This is a genomic window from Enterobacter cloacae complex sp. P15RS (genome assembly GCF_014895905.1).
Taxonomy (GTDB): domain Bacteria; phylum Pseudomonadota; class Gammaproteobacteria; order Enterobacterales; family Enterobacteriaceae; genus Enterobacter; species Enterobacter quasihormaechei.
Window position 1 is genome coordinate 16,141 of the sequence record NZ_JADBQL010000024.1, and the last position, 21,060, is coordinate 37,200.

The window sequence follows — 21,060 nt, forward strand, 5'->3', positions numbered from 1 at the left end:
GCCGTAGCACAGAAATAAATTTTAGGGCTTCCAGCGGCGTAAATTCGTCGTTTTTTCATAAGGCATGGGGGTCGGCCAGGAGATCAATTCCACAACGCTGCCCCAGGGGGTTTGACCATAGCAGAAAGCATTGCCTTCACCTTGCTCATCCGGAAAGCTAAGCGGCTTCGGCGCGGTAAACATCTCGCCGCCGGCGGCGGTGAAAGCCGCGATGGCACTATCAAAATCATCAACATAAACAGCAAAATGCTGAAGGCCAAAATCGCTGGCGCGGGCGGGCATACCCTGCTCAGGTCCGTGCATTTCGAAGAGTTCAATGCCGGGTCCGTGAGGCATGGCGAGCATGCGGATGGCGTGAATTTTAGTGCCGGGAAATAATTTTAAGGTGTGTTGCTGAGCGGACTGGTCAATATTATCGGTTTCAGCATCGACAGAATGATATAAAACCTTCGCGCCGAAAGCGTGCTCAAAAAATAGGGTGGCTTTTTCAATGTCGGGCACGGTAATACCGATATGGTCGATGCCCCTTACTGGCGATTGCATATAAAACTCCTGCTATAAAAAATTTAAATATAGCAGGAGATAATCAGGCTATTACCACTTCATTTCGCCGGTATTCACTTTGGCGCTCAGTTCCAGAGAACTTTCTTCCGCAAGGTTCGGCCACTGTTTTTTCATCGCGTTGATGACGCCGGTTGATTCTTTATGCGTCGTGAGGGCCAGTTCAAAACGCTGTAGATAGTCACGGGTAAAGTCAATCGCGCCGGTTCCCGCAGGTGGTGTTCCCAGGTAGTGGCCTGGAATCACGCGATCGGGCTTACGGGCGGCCATATTATCCAGGGTCTGCTGCCACTGTTTGCGGCTTTCTGGCGTCTGAGTATCCGCCGTCCAGACGTGAATGCCCCAGGCGACGCCCGTGCCGCCGAGGATGGTTTTCGCGGAGGGGATCCAGACATACGCTGCATAGCTTTCAGGCTCTTCAATGCTCACTCTCTCACCGTCAATCATAAAGGTGGTTGAGGCAAGCACCTGCGGTACGTAAAGCTGCGTGGGCGCGCCGTCTTTCATCTGCGGCCCCCAGAAGGCGAGCTTGGCGTCTTTAGTGGCGTTGATATGGTCCACCACCTGCTGCGTAGCGACAACCTTGGCGTTCGGGAAGGCTTTCACCAGCGGTTGCAGACCAAAATAGAAATCCGGATCGCCGGAGGTGATCACAATTTTGTTCAGCGTTTTACCGCTGTGGCGAATTTTTTCCACCAGCGCTTCGCCATCCTTCACGCTGAACTGCGCGTCAAACAGCACTGCCTCTTTCGGCCCAGATACCAGGGTGGAAGAGACGGCAAAAATCCCTTTTTCTTGCGGGTTGTACGTATCAATGGTTAACGGCGCGGCAAACGCGGCCGGAGTAACAAGGGTGGTCAGCAAAGCAAGGCGGGCGATGGTCATGGTCAACTCTCTTTTTATCAGGAAAGTCTCTATTGTACGGATCTCTGCATTTGCCAGAATTCCTGAAACAGGAGATGCTTAGTTTCATAAATCGAGCAAATGGAGGTCAGAATGGATCGCGTAATTGCCGCCCAGGTGTACAATCGCATCTGTGAGCTGGGAAGTTTAAGCGCGGCGGCGCGGGCGCTGGGGATCTCTCGCCCGATGGTGAGCCGCTATCTGGAGCAAATGGAGAAGTGGGCCGGTGCGCGGCTGGTGAACCGTTCCACCCGCAAGCTGACGCTAACGGCGGCGGGAGAGAAAGTGCTGCAAAAGACCCGTACGCTGTCGCAAATTTCTCAGGAAATTGAAGATCAGTCCGTGAAGGATTTGCCCTCTGGCACCCTTCGCGTCGCCTGCGCGCATTTTACCGCGACCCAGCTGATCGCTCCGGTGCTGCCGGATCTGTTGCAGCGTTACCCTCAGCTGCGCATCGAACTGGATGTCAATAACCATCCGGTGAGCCTGGTGGGAGAGCGAATTGACGTGGCGATCCGCATCACCGATAGCCCCGAGCCCGGCATGATCGCCCGCAGGCTGGGAGAGTGCAGGTCCGTGCTTTGCGCCTCGCCGCAGTATCTTGCCAGCCGGGGCGTTCCTGAACAGCTTGAAGATTTAGCCCGGCACAACTGCCTGCATTACAGCTTCTTCGCGGGGCAATCGTGGCGTTTTTTGACGCCCGAAGGCGAAGCGATCGCAACGGCGGTGAGCGGCAATCTGAGCGCCAGTATCTCGTCTCTGCTGATGGAAGCAGCGATAAACCACTGCGGTATTGCCATGCTGCCCGAACGCGAGGCCAGCGCGGCGCTCAAAGAGGGCAGCCTGGTGCCGGTGCTTAACGCCTTCACGCCAAAACCGATCGGCATTTTTGGCATTTATCAGTCGCGTGACTATCAGCCGGCGGCGCAGCGCGTGTTTCTCGACGCGCTGGCAAACCACCTCGCTGCGCCTTCGGACTAGTCTGTGTTCCCTGCAAAACGGGTGAGGCGTCCTATACTTAACCCTTTGTAAGCCAAAAGGAGAGCAAGAATGACGATTCATAAGCACGGTTCAGCACACTGGTCAGGCGACATTAAGCGCGGCAAAGGGACGGTATCAACCGAAAGCGGCGTCCTCAACCAGCAACCTTACGGCTTCAACACCCGCTTTGAGGGCGAGAAGGGAACCAACCCGGAAGAGCTGATTGGTGCAGCGCACGCAGCCTGTTTCTCCATGGCCCTGTCGCTGATGCTGGGTGAAGCGGGCTACACCGCTGACTCCATCGATACCACGGCGGACGTCTCGCTGGACAAAACCGACGGGGGTTTTGCCATCAGCAAGGTCGCGCTGCAAAGCAAGGTGACGGTACCGGGTATCGATCCTCAGCAGTTCGACGGCATTATCCAGAAAGCGAAGGCGGGCTGTCCGGTCTCGCAGCTGCTGAAAGCGGAAATTACGCTGGACTATAAGCTGAACTGATTGCAGGCCGGGCAGATGCCCGGCTTATTTTTTAACGGTTACGCCAGCAGCGCACGCTTCGGCTCCCGGAAGAGGATTGAAGTTGTTGCGGCTGTTCACATCCCTGCGTCGCCAGTGGGCAACGGTCACGGAAATAGCACCCGATCGGCAAGTGCCGGTTGCCGGGCAGGTCGGTTTTTCGCAGCGCCAGCGCGTCGTCAAGCGGCTCGCCGGTGCGGGGAACGGAGTCGAGCAGCAGCTGCGTATACGGATGACGCGGCTGGCCCAGCACCTGGTCCGCCGTGCCCAGCTCAACAATCTGCCCCAGATACATCACTGCCACGCGATCGCTCATGTGCCGGACCACCGAAACATTGTGTGAGATCAGCACGTAGGTGAGATTTCGCTGCTGTTGCAGGGCAACCAGCAAATTGAGGATCTGCGCCTGGACGGAAATATCCAGCGCGCTGGTAGGTTCATCCAGCACGATGATGTCCGGATCCGAGGAGAGCGCCCGGGCAATGGCGATTCGCTGACGCTGTCCGCCCGAAAACGCATGCGGCAGACGGTCAAGGTATTCAGCACGAATGCCCACCTGCTGCGCCAGGGCTTCGGCCAGCTGACGACGCTCCCGCTCGCTGCGGCGTTGCTGTATCCACACCGGCTCGGTGATGATGCGCCAGACGGGTAAACGCGGATCGAGGGATGAGAGCGGATCCTGAAATACCATCTGCATACCGCCCGCCGCGTTCGCGCGCTGACAGGCGCCGGTGCTCAGTTTGAGCATGCCCATCAGCAGCTGCGCCAGCGTACTCTTTCCACAGCCGGATTCCCCCACAATGCCCAGCGTTTCGCCGCGATGGATCTGGAGATCCATGCCGTTCAGAGCGTGCACCTGTTCCGTCACGCGCCCCAGCCAGTTTTTGCGCGCGGGAAAATTCACGTGCACGTCGTCCAGTTCCAGCAATACCTCAGACATGGCGTGTCTCCTGTTGTGGATACCAGCAGGCTGCCTGCTGGCCTTCTGCGCCCGTGGAGTGTAAGCGCGGCGTTTCACCGCATTTCGCACCGGCCGCAAAACAGCGCTCGCGAAAGGCACATCCGCGCGGCAGGTGGCTGAGATTAGGCACCGTGCCGGGAATGGCCGGGAGGATCTCACGCGGTTCGCCATTTTCCGGCGCGCACCGCAGCAGGCCAATCGAATAGGGGTGCACAGGATGGTGAATCAAGGTCTGCGTGCTGCCGCTTTCGATCACGCTGCCCGCGTACATGACGTACATCCGGTCACAAAGCTGCGACACTACCGCCATATCGTGACTGATAAACAGCACCGACGTTCCGCTGGCGCGCGCTTTATGTTTCAACAGCCGCAGCACCTGGAGCTGGACGGTTACATCCAGCGCGGTGGTGGGTTCATCGGCAATGATCAGCTCCGGCTCGCAGGAGAAGGCAAGGGCGATCATCACTCGCTGGCGCATGCCGCCGGAAAGCTCAAACGGATAGCGATCCATCACCTGCGCCGCGTCCGGAATTTGCATCTCGCCCAGCAGGGAGATCGCCTTCTGCTGCGCTTCACGCCGTGAAAGCGGCTGATGCTGGCGGATCACCTCCACCATCTGCCTGCCGATCCGCCGCGTGGGATTGAGCGCCGTCATCGGCTCCTGAAAAATCATCGCCACCTTTGCGCCGCGCCACTGGCGAAGCTGTTTTTCTGACGCGTTCAGCACATCATCCCCGAGCAGCGTGACCCGCCCGTGGTGAACATGGTAACTGCCTTCCGGCAGCAGGCGCATCGCCAGCATCGCGGTGACCGATTTTCCCGAGCCGGATTCGCCCACTACTCCAACAATTTCACCCCGGCCAATCTCCAGCGAGACGTGGTTGAGCGCATGTACATCGCCGCGAAAAATGGGGAAGCTCAGGTGTAAATCTTCAATCGATAATACGGAATCACTCATGACTGCTTCCCTCCTGATTTGGGATCCAGCAGGTCGCGAAGACCATCGCCAAACAGATTAAACCCGACTGCCGTAATCAAAATGGCCGCCCCGGGAAACGCGCAGTACCACCACTGGTCAAGCACGTAGTTACGTCCCACGGCCACCATCGCGCCCCATTCGGCGGTGGGCTGCTGCGCGCCTAACCCAATAAAGCCCAGCGTGGCAGCCATCAGAATAGCGCTGCCGATATCCAGCGACGCCTGAACGATCAGCGGCGGCAGGGCGTTACGCAGGATATGCCAGCGAATCAGGTGCCAGCGCGATGCGCCAAAGGTGCGGGCGGCCTGCACATAGGTAAACTGGCGCACGACCAGCGTCTGACCACGGGCCAGCCGTACGTAAAACGGAATGCGGACAATCGCAATCGCCAGCATCGCGTTAAACAGGCTTGGGCCGAGCGCGGCGGCCAGCGCCATGGTCAGCACCAGCGAGGGGATAGAGAGCATAATGTCCATGATGCGCATGATGCTGGCGTCGCCGCGCCCACCGAGTACGCCGGACAAGCAGCCGAGCAGCGAGCCGATGCCGCCCGCAATCACCACCACCGCCAGCCCCGCCGTGATGGACTGCTGGCTGCCCACCAGCACCCGGCTGAACAGATCCCGGCCCACCTCATCGGTGCCGAACCAGTGCTGGAGTGACGGCGCCTGCAAACGCGCGGTGAGATCCAGCGCGTTCGGATCGTGCGGCACTATCCACGGCGAAACCATCATCATCAGCAGCATCAGGATCATAATGACCCCGCCGATCAGCGTGAGCGGGCTTTTGCGTAGCATCCAGAACAGCTTCGCCCAGTGGATGCGCTGTTTAGCGGTGCTGACAGGGACAGGCGTTTCCTGAGTTAACATCATTCGGCACCTCCGCGCCCGATTCGCGGGTCGATCCACAGATACAGCAGATCTACCACCAGATTGACGAAGACGTAGGCCAGCGACACCACGACCGCGAAGCCCATGACGGCAGGGAAGTCCAGCGCCTGAATGGAGGTCACGACCCAGGCGCCCATTCCCGGCCAGGCAAACACGGTTTCGGTGAGGACGGCCCCGTACAGCAGATCGCCCAGCGCCAGCCCGAGCACGGTAATGGAGGGGATCATGGCGTTGGGCAAGGCATAGCGCAGCACGATGTACCAGCCCGGCAGCCCGCTCGCCCGAGCGGTACGAATATAATCCTCGCTCAGCTGCTCCAGCATGGCGGAGCGCACCTGACGCGCCACAATTCCCAGATGCACAAAGGCCAGGGTCAGGGACGGCAAAATCAGGTGCTGAAGCGCGTTGAAAAATACTTCGCCGTTGCCTTCCAGCAGGGCGTCCAGCAGATAAAAGCCGGTCACGTGGGCAGGGGGATCGAGCCAGTCGTCCAGCCTGCCGCCTCCGGGCAGAATTTGCAGCTGCCCGTAGAACAGCACGATGACCCCCAGACCCAGCCAGAAGGCAGGGGTCGAGATGCCCGTCATCGCCATCAGCCGCACCAGGTGATCCAGCCAGCGGTTACGGTACACCGCCGATAAAATTCCCAGCGGTACGCCAATCACCAGCGCCAGCAGCAGGGAGCAGAAGGCCAGCTCCAGCGTGGCGGGGAAAAAGGCTTTCAAATCTTCCGCAACGGGACGACCGGTGCGAATGGACGTGCCCAAATCACCGTGCGCCAGCGCCTCAACATAGCGGCCAAACTGAATATAAAGCGGCTGGTCCAGGCCCAGCTGCTGGCGGATGCCCTGCACAATGTCATCGCTCGCGCGGTCACCGGCCAGCAGGCGGGCCGGATCGCCGGGGATCAGGTGTGAAATAATAAAGGTAATAATACAGACACCGGCCACGACGAGGATTAACCCCCAGCAGCGCTGGCGCACGATGCTCCAGAACGTCATACACTTTCCCCCGGCATGGACCGTTACTTACTCATGGTGGTGATGTTAAAGACCTGCTCCAGCATCGGATTAAAGGTGAAGCCTTTGACCTCTTTGTTCATCGCCAGCTGGTAGTTCTTCTGGAACAGATAAACGTAAGCCGCCTCGTCAATCACCACTTTCTGCGCCTGCTGATAGTCTTTGGTACGTTCCGCCTGATCGGTGGTTTTCAGTGCCGCCTGCAACAGCGCATCGACCTCTTTGTTCTCATAGAATGAGCGGTTGCCCGGCAGCCCTTTTTTGTCCGATTCGAACCAGTAGTTCATGAACATGTACGGATCGGCAAAGTCCGGGCTCCAGTTACCAATCGCGATGTCATAATCACCTTTGCCGACGCGGTCGCGCATGGTGGCGTTCGCCAGTTTCTCCAGCTTGACGTTAATCCCTAGCTTGCTCAGGCTCGCCTGGGTGGAGAGGGCGATAGGCTCCCAGTTCGGGTCGTTATCGGAGTAGAGGAACGTCAGGCTGGCGGGTTTATCGTTGACTTTCTCCAGCGCCGCTTTGGCTTTGGCCTCGTCAAAGCTGTACTGCATGGCGTTTGCATCGAAGCCCCACATGCCCTCCGGGATCGGGCCGCGCATCTGCTTGCCGTTCCCGCTGATAATGCCTTTCACCATCCCCTGATAATCGGTCGCCCAGGAGACAGCACGGCGCAAATCCACCTGATTCATCGGGGCTTTACTGTTGTTCAGATAGAGATAGGTCACCCGAAGGGACGGGTATTCCGCCACGGCCACTTTGCCTTCCTGCTTCAGGGCGGCAAGCTGATCCACCGGCAGGGCGTCGGCGATATCCAGATCGCCACGGGAAAGTTGCAGGCGACGCGAGGCGCTTTCACCGATAATCTTCACCGAGACGCGCTTAAAGTGCGGCTTTTCGCCCGGCCAGTGCGGGTTGGGCACCATTATCAGCTGCTGACCTTTGCGCCAGCTTTTCAGCATAAATGGCCCGGAACCCGCGGTGTTTTGCGCCAGGAAACCCCGCGCATCGTCGGCGGCATTGGCCTTCAGCACCGCCGGGTTGACGATCGACGCGCCGTCATTCGCCAGCGTGTAGAGGAACGGGGCAAACGGCTGGCTGAGGGTGAATTTCACCGTATGTTCATCCACGGCGTCCACTTTCAAATCTTTCGGGAACGCTTCGGATGGCCCCTGGTTAATTTTCAGCAGGCGTTCAAACGACAGCTTGACCGCTTCGGCGGTCACCGGCGTGCCGTCGGAGAATTTTGCATTGTTTGCCAGGGTAAACGTCCATTCTTTCTGATCCTCTGACGCCTTCCAGCCCGTCGACAGATCGCCTTCCACCTCCGTGGTGCCAGGCTTGTATTTCACCAGACGCTGGTACGAGGGGTAGGTCACCGTCCAGTCGTTGTTATCGATAGTCACCGCCGGATCCAGCGTTTGCGGATCGGCAGCTTTACCTATTACCAGCATATCTTTTGGCACTGCCGCCAGCGCGAGCGGGGCGCTGAGGGCGAGCGTAGCGGCAATCAGGGTAGTAAGCAGCGTTGTTTTCATGGCCGGGCTCCAGAATTACAGTGAGGGTGTGGTCGAATAACAGGCGAACTGGTCGTCCAGCAGCGGGTAGCTTGCGGCGTTCGGCAGCTCGAAATGCCACCACTCGCTGCTGATGCCGACAAAACCGCCGCCGGACATCACGGCGTTCAGGAGCAGACGATTACGCTGTGCCGCGGGCGGAACGGAAGGGTGCCAGGCATGAGAGCGGTCGTGCATTTCGTCAAACGCGGCGCCCATATCCAGCACGTTGTCGTGTTCATCCATCAGCGTGACGTCAATGGCGGTGCCCCGGCTGTGGTTGGAGCCAATTGCGACGTCCACCACGTATTGCGGATTGGGGCAGGCATCCCAGAGTTGCGCCTGCGCCTGCTGGGGTCGGTAGGCGTCGTAGACCACCAGTTTCAGACCGGCCAGCGCGGCGATGCCGATCGCTTTTGCCAGTGCGGTGGCGGCATCCGTATGCAGCAGACACGCGGCGTGCTGGTAGATTGGGCGGCCGGTAATGTTATCGGCAGTGGCGTATTTCAGATCGATATGCAGCGTGGGAAAGGTTTTCGCCACATCAATCAGTTGACTCTCTTCAGGCATAGCTCCGCTCCTTTAGCGTTCAAATTGACCAAACTCTTGTTGTAATTGTCGGTTGACTGCCAGACGCTCCGGCAGCGCATCCCCCAGCGCCTCCACCACGCCCGACAGCAGCAGGTTGAACAGACAGCTCACCGGCGCCAGCGAATCCCAGAAATGGCCGGTATCGGTCTTCACCTGGAGTAAATCAATCGGGTAATCCCGCGCCCACGGGCACCAGATATCGGTGATCAGCGCCATCGGCAGCCCTTTTTCGCTCGCCACGCGGCAGTACTGGCGGGCAATGGCGGAGTAGGCGCGGGTATCGGTCAGCACGATATACGGGTGCGCAAACCCGGAGTTAAGCGACTCCACCCAGCTGCCGGAGAGCCCTTCGGAATAGCTCACGCGCGGGCGCAGGTACTCCAGATGGCTGAAGAACGCATTGGCGATCCCGCGCGTGGACTGGATCCCCAGCACGAAGACGGCATCGGCATGAGCAAGTTGATGGACCACCTGCCTGAACGTTTCGCTTTGCGCCAGCTGGTAGACATGGGCAATGGCCTCCACCTCCAGCGACAGGGAGCGCTGAACGCGATCCGACAGCGGCTGCTGCTGCTTCCAGGAGTCGAGGCGCTCGTTAATGCCCCAGGGCTGATGGGGAGCGCGCAGACTTTTTTTGGCATCGTCCAGGTTGCGATAGCCCAGCTTGCGCAGAAAACGCCCGACGGTGATCCCGCTGGTGGCCGTGGCCAGCGCCACGCTTTCTGCCGTTTCGAACGGGATCTGCCCGACGTGCGCCAGCATCCAGCTTGCCACCCGCTTTTCGCTCGGGGTGAGCTGGCTGAAGGTCGCTTCGATACGGCTCAACACCTCAGGTTTGGTCGTCATACCGCCTCGCTGTTAACTGGCTGTCATTGGCCGGATTTCTGTTACCGCATTAACAATGCAGGACGCGTGCCATGTTCACATTGCGGCGAAAACGCGCTGTGCAGGTAAGTTAATGCAATATTTGTTTAACAGATGATCAACATTTGTGCAGCGTAGTTCACTTTTGGTGCAGTGTCCGACCCGAGAGATATCTATTTGGTGAATACGTCAGTCTCTTCACATTTTTTGGTAAGATGAAGGATCTGTGGACAAGAGAGGGAGCCTCAAATGGCGAATTTGCCCTGGCGGGTCAGCGTGCGCCTGATGGCTCTCGCAAAAAAACTGGCGATGGTTATCGGGATCATTGTGCTCGTCCTGCTCGCGGTGCGGGTTTATCTGTCCCAGCAGGGACCGGCCCTGCATCACTGGCACACCTGGCGCGCTGACGAGATGTCCGTGCAGGAGATGGATAACGCGAGCTTCGCGGCCTATGTCGCCCGTGAAAACGTCATCTTCACCGATCTCGACGCTGAGGTGACGGCGAAAGCCACCGCAGCGGAGCGCACGCCCTTAAACCGCTATTATCGCCAGAGCCTGGTGTGGCCAGGACAGTTTTCTCCGGATGCGAACCGGTCGTTTGTGCTGAGGCCTACCGGAAAGCCGCGCGGGGCGGTGGTGCTGCTTCACGGTCTGACGGATTCGCCCTACAGCGTCAGGCATCTGGCTCTTAATTACCAAAAGCACGGCTTTGTGGCCGTTGTTCCTCGTTTGCCCGGACACGGCACGGCGCCGGGCGCGCTGACAAACGTCGAGTGGGAAGCGTGGCTCGCGGCGACGCGCCTGGCGGTTCGTGAAGCGACGCGTCTGGCGGGTAGCGATCTCCCGCTGCATCTGGTGGGCTACTCCAACGGCGGGGCGCTGGCGATGAAATACGCCCTCGACGCCCTTGATGCGCCGGCACTGCGTAAACCCCAGGAGATTGTTTTGCTGTCACCGATGATTGGCGTCACCGCGTTTGCTCGCTTTGCCGGTTTCGCCGGGCTACCGGCCATGTTACCGGCGTTTGCCAAAGCCGCATGGCTCAACATTGCGCCGGAATATAACCCTTACAAATACAACTCGTTTCCGGTGAATGCGGCACGTCAGTCCTGGCTGCTTACCCAGGCGCTGCATGAGCAGTTAAATCGCGATGTTCAGGCCCACAAACTGGCGCAGCTCCCGCCGGTTCTGGCGTTTCAGTCGGTTATGGATTCAACGGTCAGTACCCGCGCCGTGGTTACCGGGCTGTTTGATCGGCTTCCGGCTAACGGCAGCGAACTGGTGGTATTTGATATCAACCAGGCCGGGAGCTTCCGTCCACTGTTCAGGCCGTCATCCTGGACGGCGGTGGCCGATCTGCTGCCCGTGGCAAAAAGACGTTACAGTGTCACGATTGTAACCAATGCCAGCCCCGACAGCTTCGATATGGTGGCAAAGGCAACGCCAGCGGGTAGCACCCGGGAAACGGTGGTGCCGCTGACGGTCTCTTATCCGCAAGAGGTGTATTCCCTGTCGCACGTTGCCATACCGTTCCCGCCCAATGACGATCTGTATGGCCGACATCCTGAGGTAAAAAATCACTATGGCATTAGCCTCGGGACGATTGCTCTGTGGGGAGAAACATCGGTGCTGAGCGTCGGCAAAGATGCGCTAATGCGCGTGACGTCGAATCCGTTCTACGATTACATGCAGGCGCGGATCGACAGCCGTATCGGGGAAAATTAATTCCGCTGCGGAATAGATTAGGTCCCGCCGGGGAACTGTGTTAAACAGTACCGCTCTGGCCTATATCTCTATCGGACCTCTTTCTGTGCTGACAACTCTCATTTATCGAAGCCAGCTGAGCTTAACCTGCACCTCCGCAGCGTTAAGCGAGCTGGTTGAACAGGCCAGGATCCGCAATACGGAGCAGGGCATATCCGGCATTCTTCTCTCCAGTGGCCGTGACGTCCTGCAAATTCTTGAGGGAACGGAACAGAGCGTAGTCGCGCTGTTTAATACCATCCGCGAAGATAACCGGCATACCGGCGTAGTGGAGCTGATGCGCGATTACGGTCCGCGCAGACGGTTCGATAACGTGGGGATGCTGCGGTTCGACCTGGAGGTTCAGACCCCGAAGGCGATTCTGGCGTCGGTACTGCACTACAGCAAGCTGGAAAGCTACCTCACTTCTGAGGATCGGGTCTTCAAATTCATCCAGACCTTTATCACCGGCAAAATCTCTGCGCCACCGGCTTCGAACTATGAGCCTGATAAATGGACGCTGTCGCGGGAAAGCACGCCGTTTGGTGAAGGGTTAGGCCTGCTTGCGGGCCAGCCCTGCCAGTTTGCGCTGCAACCGATTGTCGAGCCGTCCGAAGGCAAAATCAGCTCTCTTGAGGCGCTCATACGCGGAAACGACGGCGGTAGCCCGGAGCATTTCTTCAGAAGCCTCGATCACCAACGAATTTACGAAGTCGACCTGCAAACCAAAGCCTGGACCTTTGCGCTGGCGAAAAAGCTGGGCATTGGTAGCCACAAGCTGGCGGTGAATCTGCTGCCGATGTCGCTGGTTAACGTGCCCGGTGCGGTTGAGTTTCTGGTGACGCAGATCAAACAGCACGGTCTCCAGCCAGAGCAGGTGGTCATTGAAGTCACTGAGAACGAGATGATTTCCGGCTTCAACCAGTTTAACAGCGCCATCAAACAGCTGCGCGCGGAGGGGGTTGGGCTGGCGATAGATGATTTTGGTTCCGGCTATGCCGGCCTGTCGCTGCTCACGAGATTCCAGCCGGACAAGCTTAAAATCGACAGGGAGATCGTCAGCGATATCCACCTGAGCGGCCCAAAGCAGGCGATTGTGAAGTCGATAATCAGCTGCTGCACCGATCTGGAGATTACCCTGGTCGCGGAAGGAATTGAGAAGATAGAGGAGTGGTGCTGGCTTGAGTCTGCCGGTATTCGCCGCTTTCAGGGCTTTTTGTTCGCCCGTCCACAGCTCAACGGCGTGGGTGATATCCACTGGCCTCATCGGGTGCGTTAAGCAAATTTTCCCTCGCCTTATTTCCCCAATACCACGCCTGTGCTTAAATAGCTAAACCGGTTTAACATTATTTAGCTAAGAGAGTGATATGGAGACGATCTGGGTACTTGGCGATGCGGTGGTGGATCTTTTGCCCGATGGCGAAGGCAAACTGCTGCAATGTCCGGGCGGCGCGCCGGCCAACGTTGCGGTGGGGATTGCGCGTCTGGGCGGCAGGAGCGCGTTTATCGGCCGGGTGGGCGACGATCCGTTTGGGCGTTTTATGCAAAAAACGCTTGCGGATGAGCAGGTTAATACAGAATGGCTGCGTCTGGACCCGCAGCAGCGGACCTCCACGGTGGTAGTGGATCTCGATAACGACGGTGAACGTTCCTTTACCTTTATGGTTCGCCCGAGCGCGGATTTATTCCTCGATGCTGGCGACCTCCCGCCATTTCGCGCCGGAGAGTGGCTGCACGTTTGTTCCATCGCGCTCAGCGCCGAACCCAGCCGTTCCGCGACGTTTCAGGCGATGGCCGCTGTCAGACAGGCGGGCGGTTTCGTCAGCTTTGACCCCAATATTCGCGCCGATCTCTGGCACGATGAAGCCGAGCTGCGCCACTGTCTTGAGCGGGCATTGGCCTGTGCAGACGTGGTGAAACTCTCGGTAGAAGAACTGGCGTTTTTAACCGGAAATGCGCAGGTGCATGAGGGGCTGGCGGCACTGATGCGTACCTGTCCGGCCAGGCGGGTGCTGGTGACGCAGGGAAAAGCAGGGGTGACCGCCTGGCACGAAGGCACATTGACGCACTATCCTGCATCACCCGTGGAATGCATTGATACCACCGGGGCGGGAGATGCTTTCGTCGCCGGGCTGCTGTTCGGCCTGGCACGTGATGGCGAAGCCAGCCTCTCAGACGTTATCACGCTCGCCCAGCGCTGCGGGGCGCTGGCGACAACCGCAAAAGGGGCAATGACCGCGCTGCCTTACCATCACGAACTGTAATTCTCCTCTCATGGGCCGCCGGTCGGCGGCCTGAATTGTCGCCTCGATCACACTTACTAAAACGGTTTAGCAAAAACAGTTGCCGATCCAAAATTTGGCGGTTTAGTATCATCAGCCTAAACCGGTTTAGCAATTTAGCACTTTCACCAATATTTTCGGGATGCGACAAAATGTATAAAAAACGCAGACTTGCCGTGATGATAGGCATGCTGGCCGGCAGTACCTCTGTTTTTGCCCAGACGGATATGACGCGTATCGAAGCGCGTCTGGCGGCGCTGGAGCAGCGCTTGCAGGAGGCGGAAACCCGCGCGCAGGCCGCTGAAAAGCGCGCCACGATAGCGGAAGAGAAAACGCAGCAGCTGGTCACCGCGCAGCAAAAAGCGCAAACCACCACCCAGGCGGTGGCGCAGCGTACCACGGCACTGGAGGAGAAAGCCGATCGGACCGGCGGCTTTGAGTTTCATGGTTATGCCCGTTCCGGCCTGCTGATGAACGACGCGGCCTCCAGCAGCAAAAGCGGTCCCTATCTGACTCCCGCAGGGGAAACGGGCGGGGCCATCGGGCGTCTGGGGAACGAAGCGGATACCTACGTGGAGCTGAACGTTGAGCACAAGCAGACGCTGGATAACGGCGCGACGACGCGCTTCAAGGCGATGCTGGCCGACGGACAGAAAACCTATAACGACTGGTCAGCAGACAGCAGCGACCTGAACGTCCGTCAGGCCTTTGCCGAACTGGGCAATCTGCCGGACTTCACCGGCGCGCTGAAGGGCAGCACCTTCTGGGCGGGCAAGCGTTTCGATCGCGACAACTTCGACATTCACTGGCTGGATTCCGACGTGGTATTCCTCGCCGGGACCGGCGGCGGCGTCTATGACGTGAAATGGAACGATACGCTGCGCAGCAACTTTTCCCTTTATGGCCGTAATTTCGGCAGCGAAGAGGAGATCGACAATAACGTTCAGAACTACATCCTCAGCATGAATCACTTCGCCGGGCCGGTGCAGCTGATGGTCAGCGGCCTGCGGGCAAAAGATAATGACGACCGTAAGGACAGCAACGGCGATCCGATTAAAACCGACGCGGCGAACAACGGGGTGCATGCGCTGGTTGGTTTGCACAACGAGAGCTTCTACGGCCTGCGGGAAGGTTCCGCCAAAACGGCGCTGCTTTACGGCCACGGTCTGGGTGCCGAGGTGAAAAGCATCGGTTCTGACGGCGCGCTGCTGTCTGAGGCCGATACCTGGCGCTTCGCAAGTTACGGTGTCACGCCGCTGGGCGGTGGCTGGCATATAGCGCCCGCCGTGCTGGCGCAAAGCAGTAAGGACCGCTACGTGAAGGGCGACCGCTATGAGTGGGTCACGCTCAACACGCGTCTGATCAAAGAGGTGACCCAGAATTTCGCCCTCGCGTTCGAGGGCAGCTATCAGTACATGGATTTGAATCCGGAAGGCTACAAGGATCGCAATGCGGTTAACGGCAGCTTCTACAAGCTGACCTTCGCCCCGACGCTAAAGGCGGGCAAGATTGGCGATTTCTTCAGCCGTCCGGAGCTGCGCCTGTTCGCCACCTGGATGGACTGGAGCAGCAGGCTGGATAACTACGCCAGCGATGACGCCTTTGGCAGTAGCGGCTTCAACGCGGGCGGGGAATGGAACTTTGGGGTGCAGATGGAAACCTGGTTTTAACCCTTCACGCTCCCGCATCGCGGGGGCGTTTCGAACATCATAAAAAGAGGTCAGGAAGAGGTATCTATGGATTTTAATCATATTGCTCGCGAGCTTATTCCGCTGCTCGGTGGCAAAGAGAACATTGCCAGCGCGGCGCACTGCGCCACGCGCCTTCGTCTGGTGCTGGTCGACGATGCGCTTGCCGACCAGCAGGCTATCGGCAAGGTTGAAGGCGTAAAGGGCTGTTTTCGCAATGCCGGGCAGATGCAGGTGATCTTCGGCACGGGCGTGGTGAATAAAGTTTACGCGGCATTTATTCAGGCAGCAGGAATTGGCGAGTCCAGTAAATCGGAAGCGGCGGATATTGCAGCCCGCAAGCTGAACCCGTTCCAGCGTATCGCGCGCTTGCTGTCCAATATTTTCGTGCCGATTATCCCGGCGATTGTGGCCTCGGGGCTGCTGATGGGCCTGCTCGGGATGGTTAAAACCTACGGCTGGGTCAACCCGGATAACGCGCTGTATATCATGCTGGATATGTGCAGCTCGGCGGCGTTTATTATTTTGCCGATCCTGATTGGCTTCACCGCCGCGCGCGAGTTTGGCGGCAACCCGTATCTGGGCGCGACACTGGGCGGCATTCTGACGCACCCGGCGCTGACCAACGCCTGGGGCGTGGCGTCCGGCTTCCACACCATGAACTTCTTCGGCCTCGAAATCGCCATGATTGGCTATCAGGGAACCGTCTTCCCGGTGCTGCTAGCGGTATGGTTTATGAGCATTGTGGAAAAACAGCTGCGCCGGGCGATTCCGGATGCGTTAGATCTGATCCTGACGCCGTTCCTGACCGTCATTATCTCCGGTTTTATTGCGCTGTTGATTATTGGCCCGGCGGGGCGCGCGCTGGGCGACGGGATCTCCTTCATTCTCAGCACCCTCATTGCCCACGCAGGCTGGCTGGCCGGGCTGCTGTTCGGTGGGCTTTATTCGGTGATTGTCATTACCGGTATTCACCATAGCTTCCACGCCATTGAGGCCGGGCTGCTGGGTAATCCGTCAATCGGCGTTAACTTCCTGCTGCCGATCTGGGCGATGGCGAACGTGGCCCAGGGCGGGGCGTGTCTGGCGGTGTGGTTCAAAACCCGCGATGCCAAAATCAAGGCCATTACCTTACCGTCGGCGTTTTCTGCGATGCTGGGTATCACCGAAGCGGCGATTTTTGGTATTAATCTGCGCTTCGTGAAGCCGTTTATCGCGGCGCTGATCGGTGGCGCGGCGGGCGGTGCCTGGGTGGTATCGGTGCATGTCTACATGACCGCCGTTGGGCTGACGGCGCTGCCCGGGATGGCGATCGTCCAGGCCAGCTCGCTGCTCAACTATATCATCGGTATGGTGATAGCCTTTGGCGTGGCGTTCACCGTCTCTCTGCTGCTGAAATATAAAACGGACTCTGAATAATGACGTTACCTTCCCGCTGGCCTGCCGTGTTGCAGGCCGTGATGCAAGGCCAGCCGCGCGCGCTGGCAGACAGCCATTATCCGCAGTGGCATCCCGCGCCCGTGACGGGGCTGATGAACGATCCGAACGGCTTTATCTGGTTTGCCGGACGTTACCACCTGTTCTATCAGTGGAACCCGCTGGACTGCGATCATCGCTATAAGTGCTGGGGACACTGGAGTTCAGCGGATCTGGTCCACTGGCGGCACGAGCCCATGGCGCTGATGCCCGACGAAGCGTACGACCGCAACGGCTGTTACTCCGGCAGCGCCGTGGATAACAACGGCGTGCTGACCCTGTGCTATACCGGCAACGTTAAGTTTGACGATGGTGGCCGCACCGCCTGGCAGTGTCTTGCGGTGCAAAACGACGATGGCACTTTTGCCAAGCTGGGGCCGGTGTTGCCCCTGCCGGAAGGGTATACCGGGCACGTTCGGGATCCGAAAGTGTGGCGCCATGACGGGCAGTGGTACATGGTGCTCGGGGCGCAGGATCGGCATAAGCGCGGCAAGGTGCTGCTGTTTACGTCAGTCGATTTGCACGCCTGGGTCTCCTGCGGCGAAATCGCCGGTCACGGCGTCAATGGGCTAACGGACGCAGGCTATATGTGGGAGTGCCCGGATCTCTTTGCGCTCGACGGCACGCACGTGCTGATCTGCTGCCCGCAGGGGCTGGCGCGCGAGCCGCATCGCTATCTCAATACCTATCCGGCCGTCTGGATGAGCGGGGCGTTTGATTATCAAACGTCTGCCTTTGCGCATGGCGAACTGCACGAGCTTGACGCTGGCTTCGAGTTTTATGCGTCGCAAACCGCGGTGGCAGAGGATGGCCGCCGCATTCTCATCGGCTGGATGGGCGTGCCGGACGGCGAGGAGATGCTTCAGCCCACCCGCGCGCACGGCTGGATCCACCAGATGACCTGTCCACGCGAGCTGCGCTATCGCGACGGCAAGCTCTGGCAAACGCCGGTGCGCGAGCTGGAAGCGCTGCGCGAGGATGAACACCACTGGCAGGGGCGCGCCGACGATGCGCCGGACCTGGACGGGACGCGCCTTGAGTTCGAGTTAAGCGCTACGCACGTGAAGGTGAATTTTGCCGGTGCGTTGCGGCTGGTTATGGATGATGAGGGTTTACGTCTGGAGCGCGCCAGTCTGGAGACCGGAGAAACGTTGACCCGCTACTGGAGGGGTGACGTTAATCATTTGCGCGTGCTGTGCGACCGTTCCAGCGTCGAAATTTTCATCAATCACGGTGAAGGCGTGATGAGCAGCCGCTATTTTCCTGACCATCCGGCACGGGTGCGCGTCGAAGGTGCGTCCGACATCACATTACGCTACTGGTCGCTGCGCACCTGCATGATAGAATAGGCGTTTTGGCAGCCGGATCTAAGTCGTTGTGAGAAAAACAAAACGCGTCACCATCAAAGATATCGCGGAGCTGGCGGGGGTATCAAAAGCCACCGCCAGCCTGGTTCTGAACGGCCGCAGCAAAGAGCTTCGCGTGGCGGAAGAGACGCGGGAGCGCGTGCTGGCGATTGCCAAAGAACAGCATTATCAGCCCAGTATTCACGCCCGTTCGCTGCGGGATAACCGCAGCCACACCATTGGACTGGTGGTGCCGGAAATCACCAACTACGGTTTTGCCGTTTTTTCGCACGAGCTTGAGACCCTCTGCCGCGAGGCGGGCGTTCAGCTGCTGATCTCCTGTAGCGATGAAAATCCGGGCCAGGAGACGGTGGTGGTCAACAACATGGTGGCCCGCCAGGTGGACGGGCTGATTGTCGCCTCCAGCATGCTCAACGACGCGGACTATCAAAAGCTGAGCGAACAGCTGCCCGTTGTGCTCTTTGACCGTCATATGAACGACAGCTCCCTGCCGCTGGTCATCACCGATTCGATTACTCCAACCGCCAGACTGGTGGCCGACATTGCGCGCCAGCATCCGGACGAGTTCTACTTCCTCGGCGGGCAGCCGAGGCTTTCCCCAACCCGTGACCGTCTTGAAGGTTTTAAGCAGGGGCTGCGCGACGCCAGCGTCGAGTTACGTCCGGAGTGGATCATTCATGGTAATTACCATCCGAGCTCCGGCTACGAAATGTTTGCCGAGCTTTGCGCGCGCCTGGGCCGCCCGCCAAAAGCCCTTTTTACCGCCGCCTGTGGCCTGCTGGAAGGGGTGTTGCGCTACATGGGGCAACATAACCTGCTGCAAAGCGATATCCGTCTGGCCAGCTTCGACGATCACTATCTCTATGACTCTCTGTCTATTCCCGTCGATACCGTTCGTCAGGATAACCGACAGCTCGCCTGGCACTGCTTTGATCTGATTGGCAAACTGATTGAGGGGGAGACGCCGGAACCGATTCAGCGCAAGCTGGATGCAACCCTGCAACGTCGTTACCGGTCAGCCGAATAAAAGATTAGCAACTCGCGAATACGCCCATAACTTTAATTAATTAAAGATCTGTTTTCGCCGATAACCAAAGGGAAACTATATTCCTGAGGTTTGCTGTTATGTCGTTGAAAAAATCATCACTGATTATCCTGTTTTCCCTGCTTTTCTTCTTTGTGGCGAGCACCATCACCAGCGTTGGGCTCATCATCAAAAGTAATAATTCGCTGGATAACGTGAACAAAGAAATTCAGGTGGTTCTGTCGATTATTGACCCCATTAACCACAGCCGAACCCTGCGCGTCAGGGTCATGGAGTATGTGAAAATGGTGGAAGCGGGGGACGCAGCCGTTTCGTCCGCAAAACTGGCCTCGGTAAAAGAGGCGCTGACCAAAGCCGACCGTGCCTTTTCGGCGTTTATGGCCTCGCCGCGTTTGCAGGATGAAGCCCCACTCGTCAATGACTACCAGGTGGCGTGGCAAAACTACCGTAATCAGGGGCTGGCGCCGCTGATCGCTGCGGCTGCCGCTCGCGATGTGTCACGCTTCAATACCCTCATCCCCGTGGTGTCCCAGCTCGATCGCCAATATGAAATTGTGCTCGATCAGGTGCTTTCCGTTCACCAGAAGTACGCGAAAACGCTTAACGAGGATGCCAGCCGTAATTTCGTGTCGGGACTGGTCATTATCGCCTGCATTGCCGCGCTGTTCGTGGTGGTGATCCTTGCCGTCAGCCTGCTGATGAAACGCCTTGTCTTTGCGCCGGTTGACCTGGCGCGTGAGCACTGTAGCCAGATTGCGGCAGGGAAGCTGGATGTACCGGTACCCGTCAAGGGTGATTCCGGGAATGAAATCGATCGCCTGATGGGCTCGATGGAGCAGATGCGTCAGGCGCTACTCTCCACGCTTTCTCAGGTGCGCGATGCCAGCCATACCGTAACCCACGCGGCGCAGGAAATTGCCTCCGGTAATATCGACCTGGCCTCGCGTACCGAGCAGCAGGCCTCCGCCCTGACCCAGACGGCGGCCAGCATGGAAGAGCTGAGCGCGACGGTGGCGAATAACACCGATAACGTCTTCCAGGCCGGTAAGCTGGTGCAGGATGCCGTGAAAAATGCCCGTACCGGCGAAGCGGTAACCCGTGAAGTCATCGAGACGATGAATACTATCGCGTCCAATTCGAAGCGCATTGAAGACATCACCAGCGTCATCAACAGCATTGCTTTCCAGACCAACATTCTGGCGCTGAACGCGGCTGTTGAAGCGGCGCGTGCCGGTACGCAGGGACGGGGATTTGCCGTCGTGGCGAGTGAAGTCCGCACGCTGGCGCAGAAAAGCGCGGTGGCGGCGAAGGATATCGAAAGCCTTATCGCCCAGTCTGTTTCCAGCGTGAAAAACGGGGCGGAGCTGGTGAACCGCTCGGGAGAGGTGATTCATTCTATTATCAGCTCTGTGAATAAAGTGAATGCGCTGATGGAGCAGATTTCGGTTGCCTCTGAAGAGCAGAGCCGCGGAATCGGTCAGGTTGGGCAGGCCGTAACCGAGATGGACGGCGTAACCCAGCAGAACGCGGCGCTGGTGCAGCAGTCCGCCGCTGCGGCAGCCTCGCTGGAGGAGCAGGCGCAGCAGCTGTCGCAGAGTATTTCAAGTTTTAGTCTGCCCAGGACGGCGTAACGGGCAA

General features: G+C 58.5%; 19 protein-coding genes. 10 read left to right on the forward strand and 9 right to left on the reverse strand.

Translation table 11 applies throughout. The features are described from left to right. Positions 1 to 21: 21 nt before the first annotated feature. Positions 22 to 543, reverse strand: coding sequence for a VOC family protein (locus IM267_RS14845; RefSeq protein WP_063866669.1), 522 nt, complete (start codon positions 541 to 543; stop codon positions 22 to 24). Positions 544 to 594: 51 nt separating this feature from the next. Continuing rightward, positions 595 to 1,446: a Vmh family MBL fold metallo-hydrolase gene (locus tag IM267_RS14850; protein WP_193033697.1), complete on the reverse strand. Its 852-nt coding sequence runs from the start codon at positions 1,444 to 1,446 to the stop codon at positions 595 to 597. A 111-nt stretch (positions 1,447 to 1,557) separates the two neighbouring features. On the opposite strand from IM267_RS14850, the gene IM267_RS14855 reads away from it, so the two are divergent. Together IM267_RS14855 and IM267_RS14860 are read left to right on the forward strand one after the other, a co-directional pair. Further along, the gene (locus tag IM267_RS14855; protein WP_255507899.1) at positions 1,558 to 2,445 is read left to right on the forward strand and encodes a LysR family transcriptional regulator; all 888 of its coding nucleotides are present in this window, start codon (positions 1,558 to 1,560) and stop codon (positions 2,443 to 2,445) included. Positions 2,446 to 2,514: 69 nt separating this feature from the next. Beyond that, the gene (locus IM267_RS14860; protein ID WP_063866672.1) at positions 2,515 to 2,943 is read left to right on the forward strand and encodes an OsmC family protein; all 429 of its coding nucleotides are present in this window, start codon (positions 2,515 to 2,517) and stop codon (positions 2,941 to 2,943) included. A 31-nt stretch (positions 2,944 to 2,974) separates the two neighbouring features. On the opposite strand, the gene IM267_RS14865 is transcribed toward IM267_RS14860, so the two are convergent. From IM267_RS14865 to IM267_RS14895, 7 genes are read right to left on the reverse strand one after another with little or no spacing between them, the layout of a single operon-like run. Next, the gene (locus IM267_RS14865) at positions 2,975 to 3,901 is read right to left on the reverse strand and encodes an ABC transporter ATP-binding protein (protein ID WP_193033699.1); all 927 of its coding nucleotides are present in this window, start codon (positions 3,899 to 3,901) and stop codon (positions 2,975 to 2,977) included. Then, on the reverse strand, positions 3,894 to 4,880 hold the full coding sequence (locus IM267_RS14870; RefSeq protein ID WP_193033700.1) for an ABC transporter ATP-binding protein: 987 nt from the start codon (positions 4,878 to 4,880) through the stop codon (positions 3,894 to 3,896). Before IM267_RS14870 ends, IM267_RS14865 begins: the two co-directional genes overlap by 8 nt. Then, entirely contained in the window at positions 4,877 to 5,773 is an 897-nt protein-coding gene (ddpC, locus tag IM267_RS14875) for a D,D-dipeptide ABC transporter permease (RefSeq protein ID WP_193033701.1), read from the reverse strand. The genes IM267_RS14870 and ddpC overlap by 4 nt, the downstream gene beginning before the upstream one ends. Beyond that, positions 5,770 to 6,792, reverse strand: a complete 1,023-nt coding sequence (locus IM267_RS14880) for an ABC transporter permease (RefSeq protein WP_006810693.1) — start codon at positions 6,790 to 6,792, stop codon at positions 5,770 to 5,772. The genes ddpC and IM267_RS14880 overlap by 4 nt, the downstream gene beginning before the upstream one ends. 23 nt (positions 6,793 to 6,815) lie before the next feature. Beyond that, positions 6,816 to 8,348: an ABC transporter substrate-binding protein gene (locus tag IM267_RS14885; RefSeq protein WP_193033702.1), complete on the reverse strand. Its 1,533-nt coding sequence runs from the start codon at positions 8,346 to 8,348 to the stop codon at positions 6,816 to 6,818. A 15-nt stretch (positions 8,349 to 8,363) separates the two neighbouring features. Continuing rightward, complete coding sequence (ddpX, locus tag IM267_RS14890; RefSeq protein WP_102751154.1) at positions 8,364 to 8,936, reverse strand: D-alanyl-D-alanine dipeptidase; 573 nt, start codon at positions 8,934 to 8,936, stop codon at positions 8,364 to 8,366. Between the two features lie 12 nt (positions 8,937 to 8,948). Further along, positions 8,949 to 9,803 (reverse strand): MurR/RpiR family transcriptional regulator, encoded by an 855-nt coding sequence (locus tag IM267_RS14895; protein WP_193033703.1) that lies wholly within the window; start codon positions 9,801 to 9,803, stop codon positions 8,949 to 8,951. A 267-nt stretch (positions 9,804 to 10,070) separates the two neighbouring features. On the opposite strand from IM267_RS14895, the gene IM267_RS14900 reads away from it, so the two are divergent. The 8 genes from IM267_RS14900 to IM267_RS14935 all read left to right on the forward strand — a co-directional run bounded on the left by IM267_RS14900 (position 10,071) and on the right by IM267_RS14935 (position 21,053). Beyond that, a complete protein-coding gene (locus IM267_RS14900; protein WP_193033704.1) occupies positions 10,071 to 11,546 on the forward strand; it encodes a carboxylesterase in 1,476 nt (491 codons plus the stop codon). 85 nt (positions 11,547 to 11,631) lie between these two features. Next, positions 11,632 to 12,843, forward strand: coding sequence for a diguanylate phosphodiesterase (locus tag IM267_RS14905; RefSeq protein ID WP_063451535.1), 1,212 nt, complete (start codon positions 11,632 to 11,634; stop codon positions 12,841 to 12,843). Positions 12,844 to 12,931: 88 nt separating this feature from the next. Beyond that, positions 12,932 to 13,828 (forward strand): aminoimidazole riboside kinase, encoded by an 897-nt coding sequence (locus tag IM267_RS14910; RefSeq protein WP_193033705.1) that lies wholly within the window; start codon positions 12,932 to 12,934, stop codon positions 13,826 to 13,828. Positions 13,829 to 13,998: 170 nt separating this feature from the next. Next, entirely contained in the window at positions 13,999 to 15,516 is a 1,518-nt protein-coding gene (locus IM267_RS14915) for a carbohydrate porin (protein WP_107535387.1), read from the forward strand. A 66-nt stretch (positions 15,517 to 15,582) separates the two neighbouring features. Continuing rightward, on the forward strand, positions 15,583 to 16,953 hold the full coding sequence (locus IM267_RS14920; RefSeq protein WP_112792346.1) for a sucrose-specific PTS transporter subunit IIBC: 1,371 nt from the start codon (positions 15,583 to 15,585) through the stop codon (positions 16,951 to 16,953). Further along, a complete protein-coding gene (locus tag IM267_RS14925) occupies positions 16,953 to 18,359 on the forward strand; it encodes a sucrose-6-phosphate hydrolase (RefSeq protein WP_193033706.1) in 1,407 nt (468 codons plus the stop codon). Before IM267_RS14920 ends, IM267_RS14925 begins: the two co-directional genes overlap by 1 nt. Positions 18,360 to 18,387: 28 nt before the next feature. Beyond that, on the forward strand, positions 18,388 to 19,404 hold the full coding sequence (locus IM267_RS14930) for a LacI family DNA-binding transcriptional regulator (protein WP_063451279.1): 1,017 nt from the start codon (positions 18,388 to 18,390) through the stop codon (positions 19,402 to 19,404). Positions 19,405 to 19,502: 98 nt separating this feature from the next. After that, the gene (locus IM267_RS14935; RefSeq protein ID WP_193033707.1) at positions 19,503 to 21,053 is read left to right on the forward strand and encodes a methyl-accepting chemotaxis protein; all 1,551 of its coding nucleotides are present in this window, start codon (positions 19,503 to 19,505) and stop codon (positions 21,051 to 21,053) included. The last annotated feature ends 7 nt before the right edge of the window (positions 21,054 to 21,060 follow it).

Excerpts from the sequence above, each read along its gene's own strand:
- IM267_RS14845 (WP_063866669.1), bottom strand. The coding sequence starts at position 543 with ATGCAATCGCCAGTAAGGGGCATCGACCATATCGGTATTACCGTGCCC.
- IM267_RS14850 (WP_193033697.1), bottom strand. The coding sequence starts at position 1,446 with ATGACCATCGCCCGCCTTGCTTTGCTGACCACCCTTGTTACTCCGGCC.
- IM267_RS14855 (WP_255507899.1), top strand. The coding sequence starts at position 1,558 with ATGGATCGCGTAATTGCCGCCCAGGTGTACAATCGCATCTGTGAGCTG.
- IM267_RS14860 (WP_063866672.1), top strand. The coding sequence starts at position 2,515 with ATGACGATTCATAAGCACGGTTCAGCACACTGGTCAGGCGACATTAAG.
- IM267_RS14865 (WP_193033699.1), bottom strand. The coding sequence starts at position 3,901 with ATGTCTGAGGTATTGCTGGAACTGGACGACGTGCACGTGAATTTTCCC.
- IM267_RS14870 (WP_193033700.1), bottom strand. The coding sequence starts at position 4,880 with ATGAGTGATTCCGTATTATCGATTGAAGATTTACACCTGAGCTTCCCC.
- ddpC (WP_193033701.1), bottom strand. The coding sequence starts at position 5,773 with ATGATGTTAACTCAGGAAACGCCTGTCCCTGTCAGCACCGCTAAACAG.
- IM267_RS14880 (WP_006810693.1), bottom strand. The coding sequence starts at position 6,792 with ATGACGTTCTGGAGCATCGTGCGCCAGCGCTGCTGGGGGTTAATCCTC.
- IM267_RS14885 (WP_193033702.1), bottom strand. The coding sequence starts at position 8,348 with ATGAAAACAACGCTGCTTACTACCCTGATTGCCGCTACGCTCGCCCTC.
- ddpX (WP_102751154.1), bottom strand. The coding sequence starts at position 8,936 with ATGCCTGAAGAGAGTCAACTGATTGATGTGGCGAAAACCTTTCCCACG.
- IM267_RS14895 (WP_193033703.1), bottom strand. The coding sequence starts at position 9,803 with ATGACGACCAAACCTGAGGTGTTGAGCCGTATCGAAGCGACCTTCAGC.
- IM267_RS14900 (WP_193033704.1), top strand. The coding sequence starts at position 10,071 with ATGGCGAATTTGCCCTGGCGGGTCAGCGTGCGCCTGATGGCTCTCGCA.
- IM267_RS14910 (WP_193033705.1), top strand. The coding sequence starts at position 12,932 with ATGGAGACGATCTGGGTACTTGGCGATGCGGTGGTGGATCTTTTGCCC.
- IM267_RS14915 (WP_107535387.1), top strand. The coding sequence starts at position 13,999 with ATGTATAAAAAACGCAGACTTGCCGTGATGATAGGCATGCTGGCCGGC.
- IM267_RS14920 (WP_112792346.1), top strand. The coding sequence starts at position 15,583 with ATGGATTTTAATCATATTGCTCGCGAGCTTATTCCGCTGCTCGGTGGC.
- IM267_RS14925 (WP_193033706.1), top strand. The coding sequence starts at position 16,953 with ATGACGTTACCTTCCCGCTGGCCTGCCGTGTTGCAGGCCGTGATGCAA.
- IM267_RS14935 (WP_193033707.1), top strand. The coding sequence starts at position 19,503 with ATGTCGTTGAAAAAATCATCACTGATTATCCTGTTTTCCCTGCTTTTC.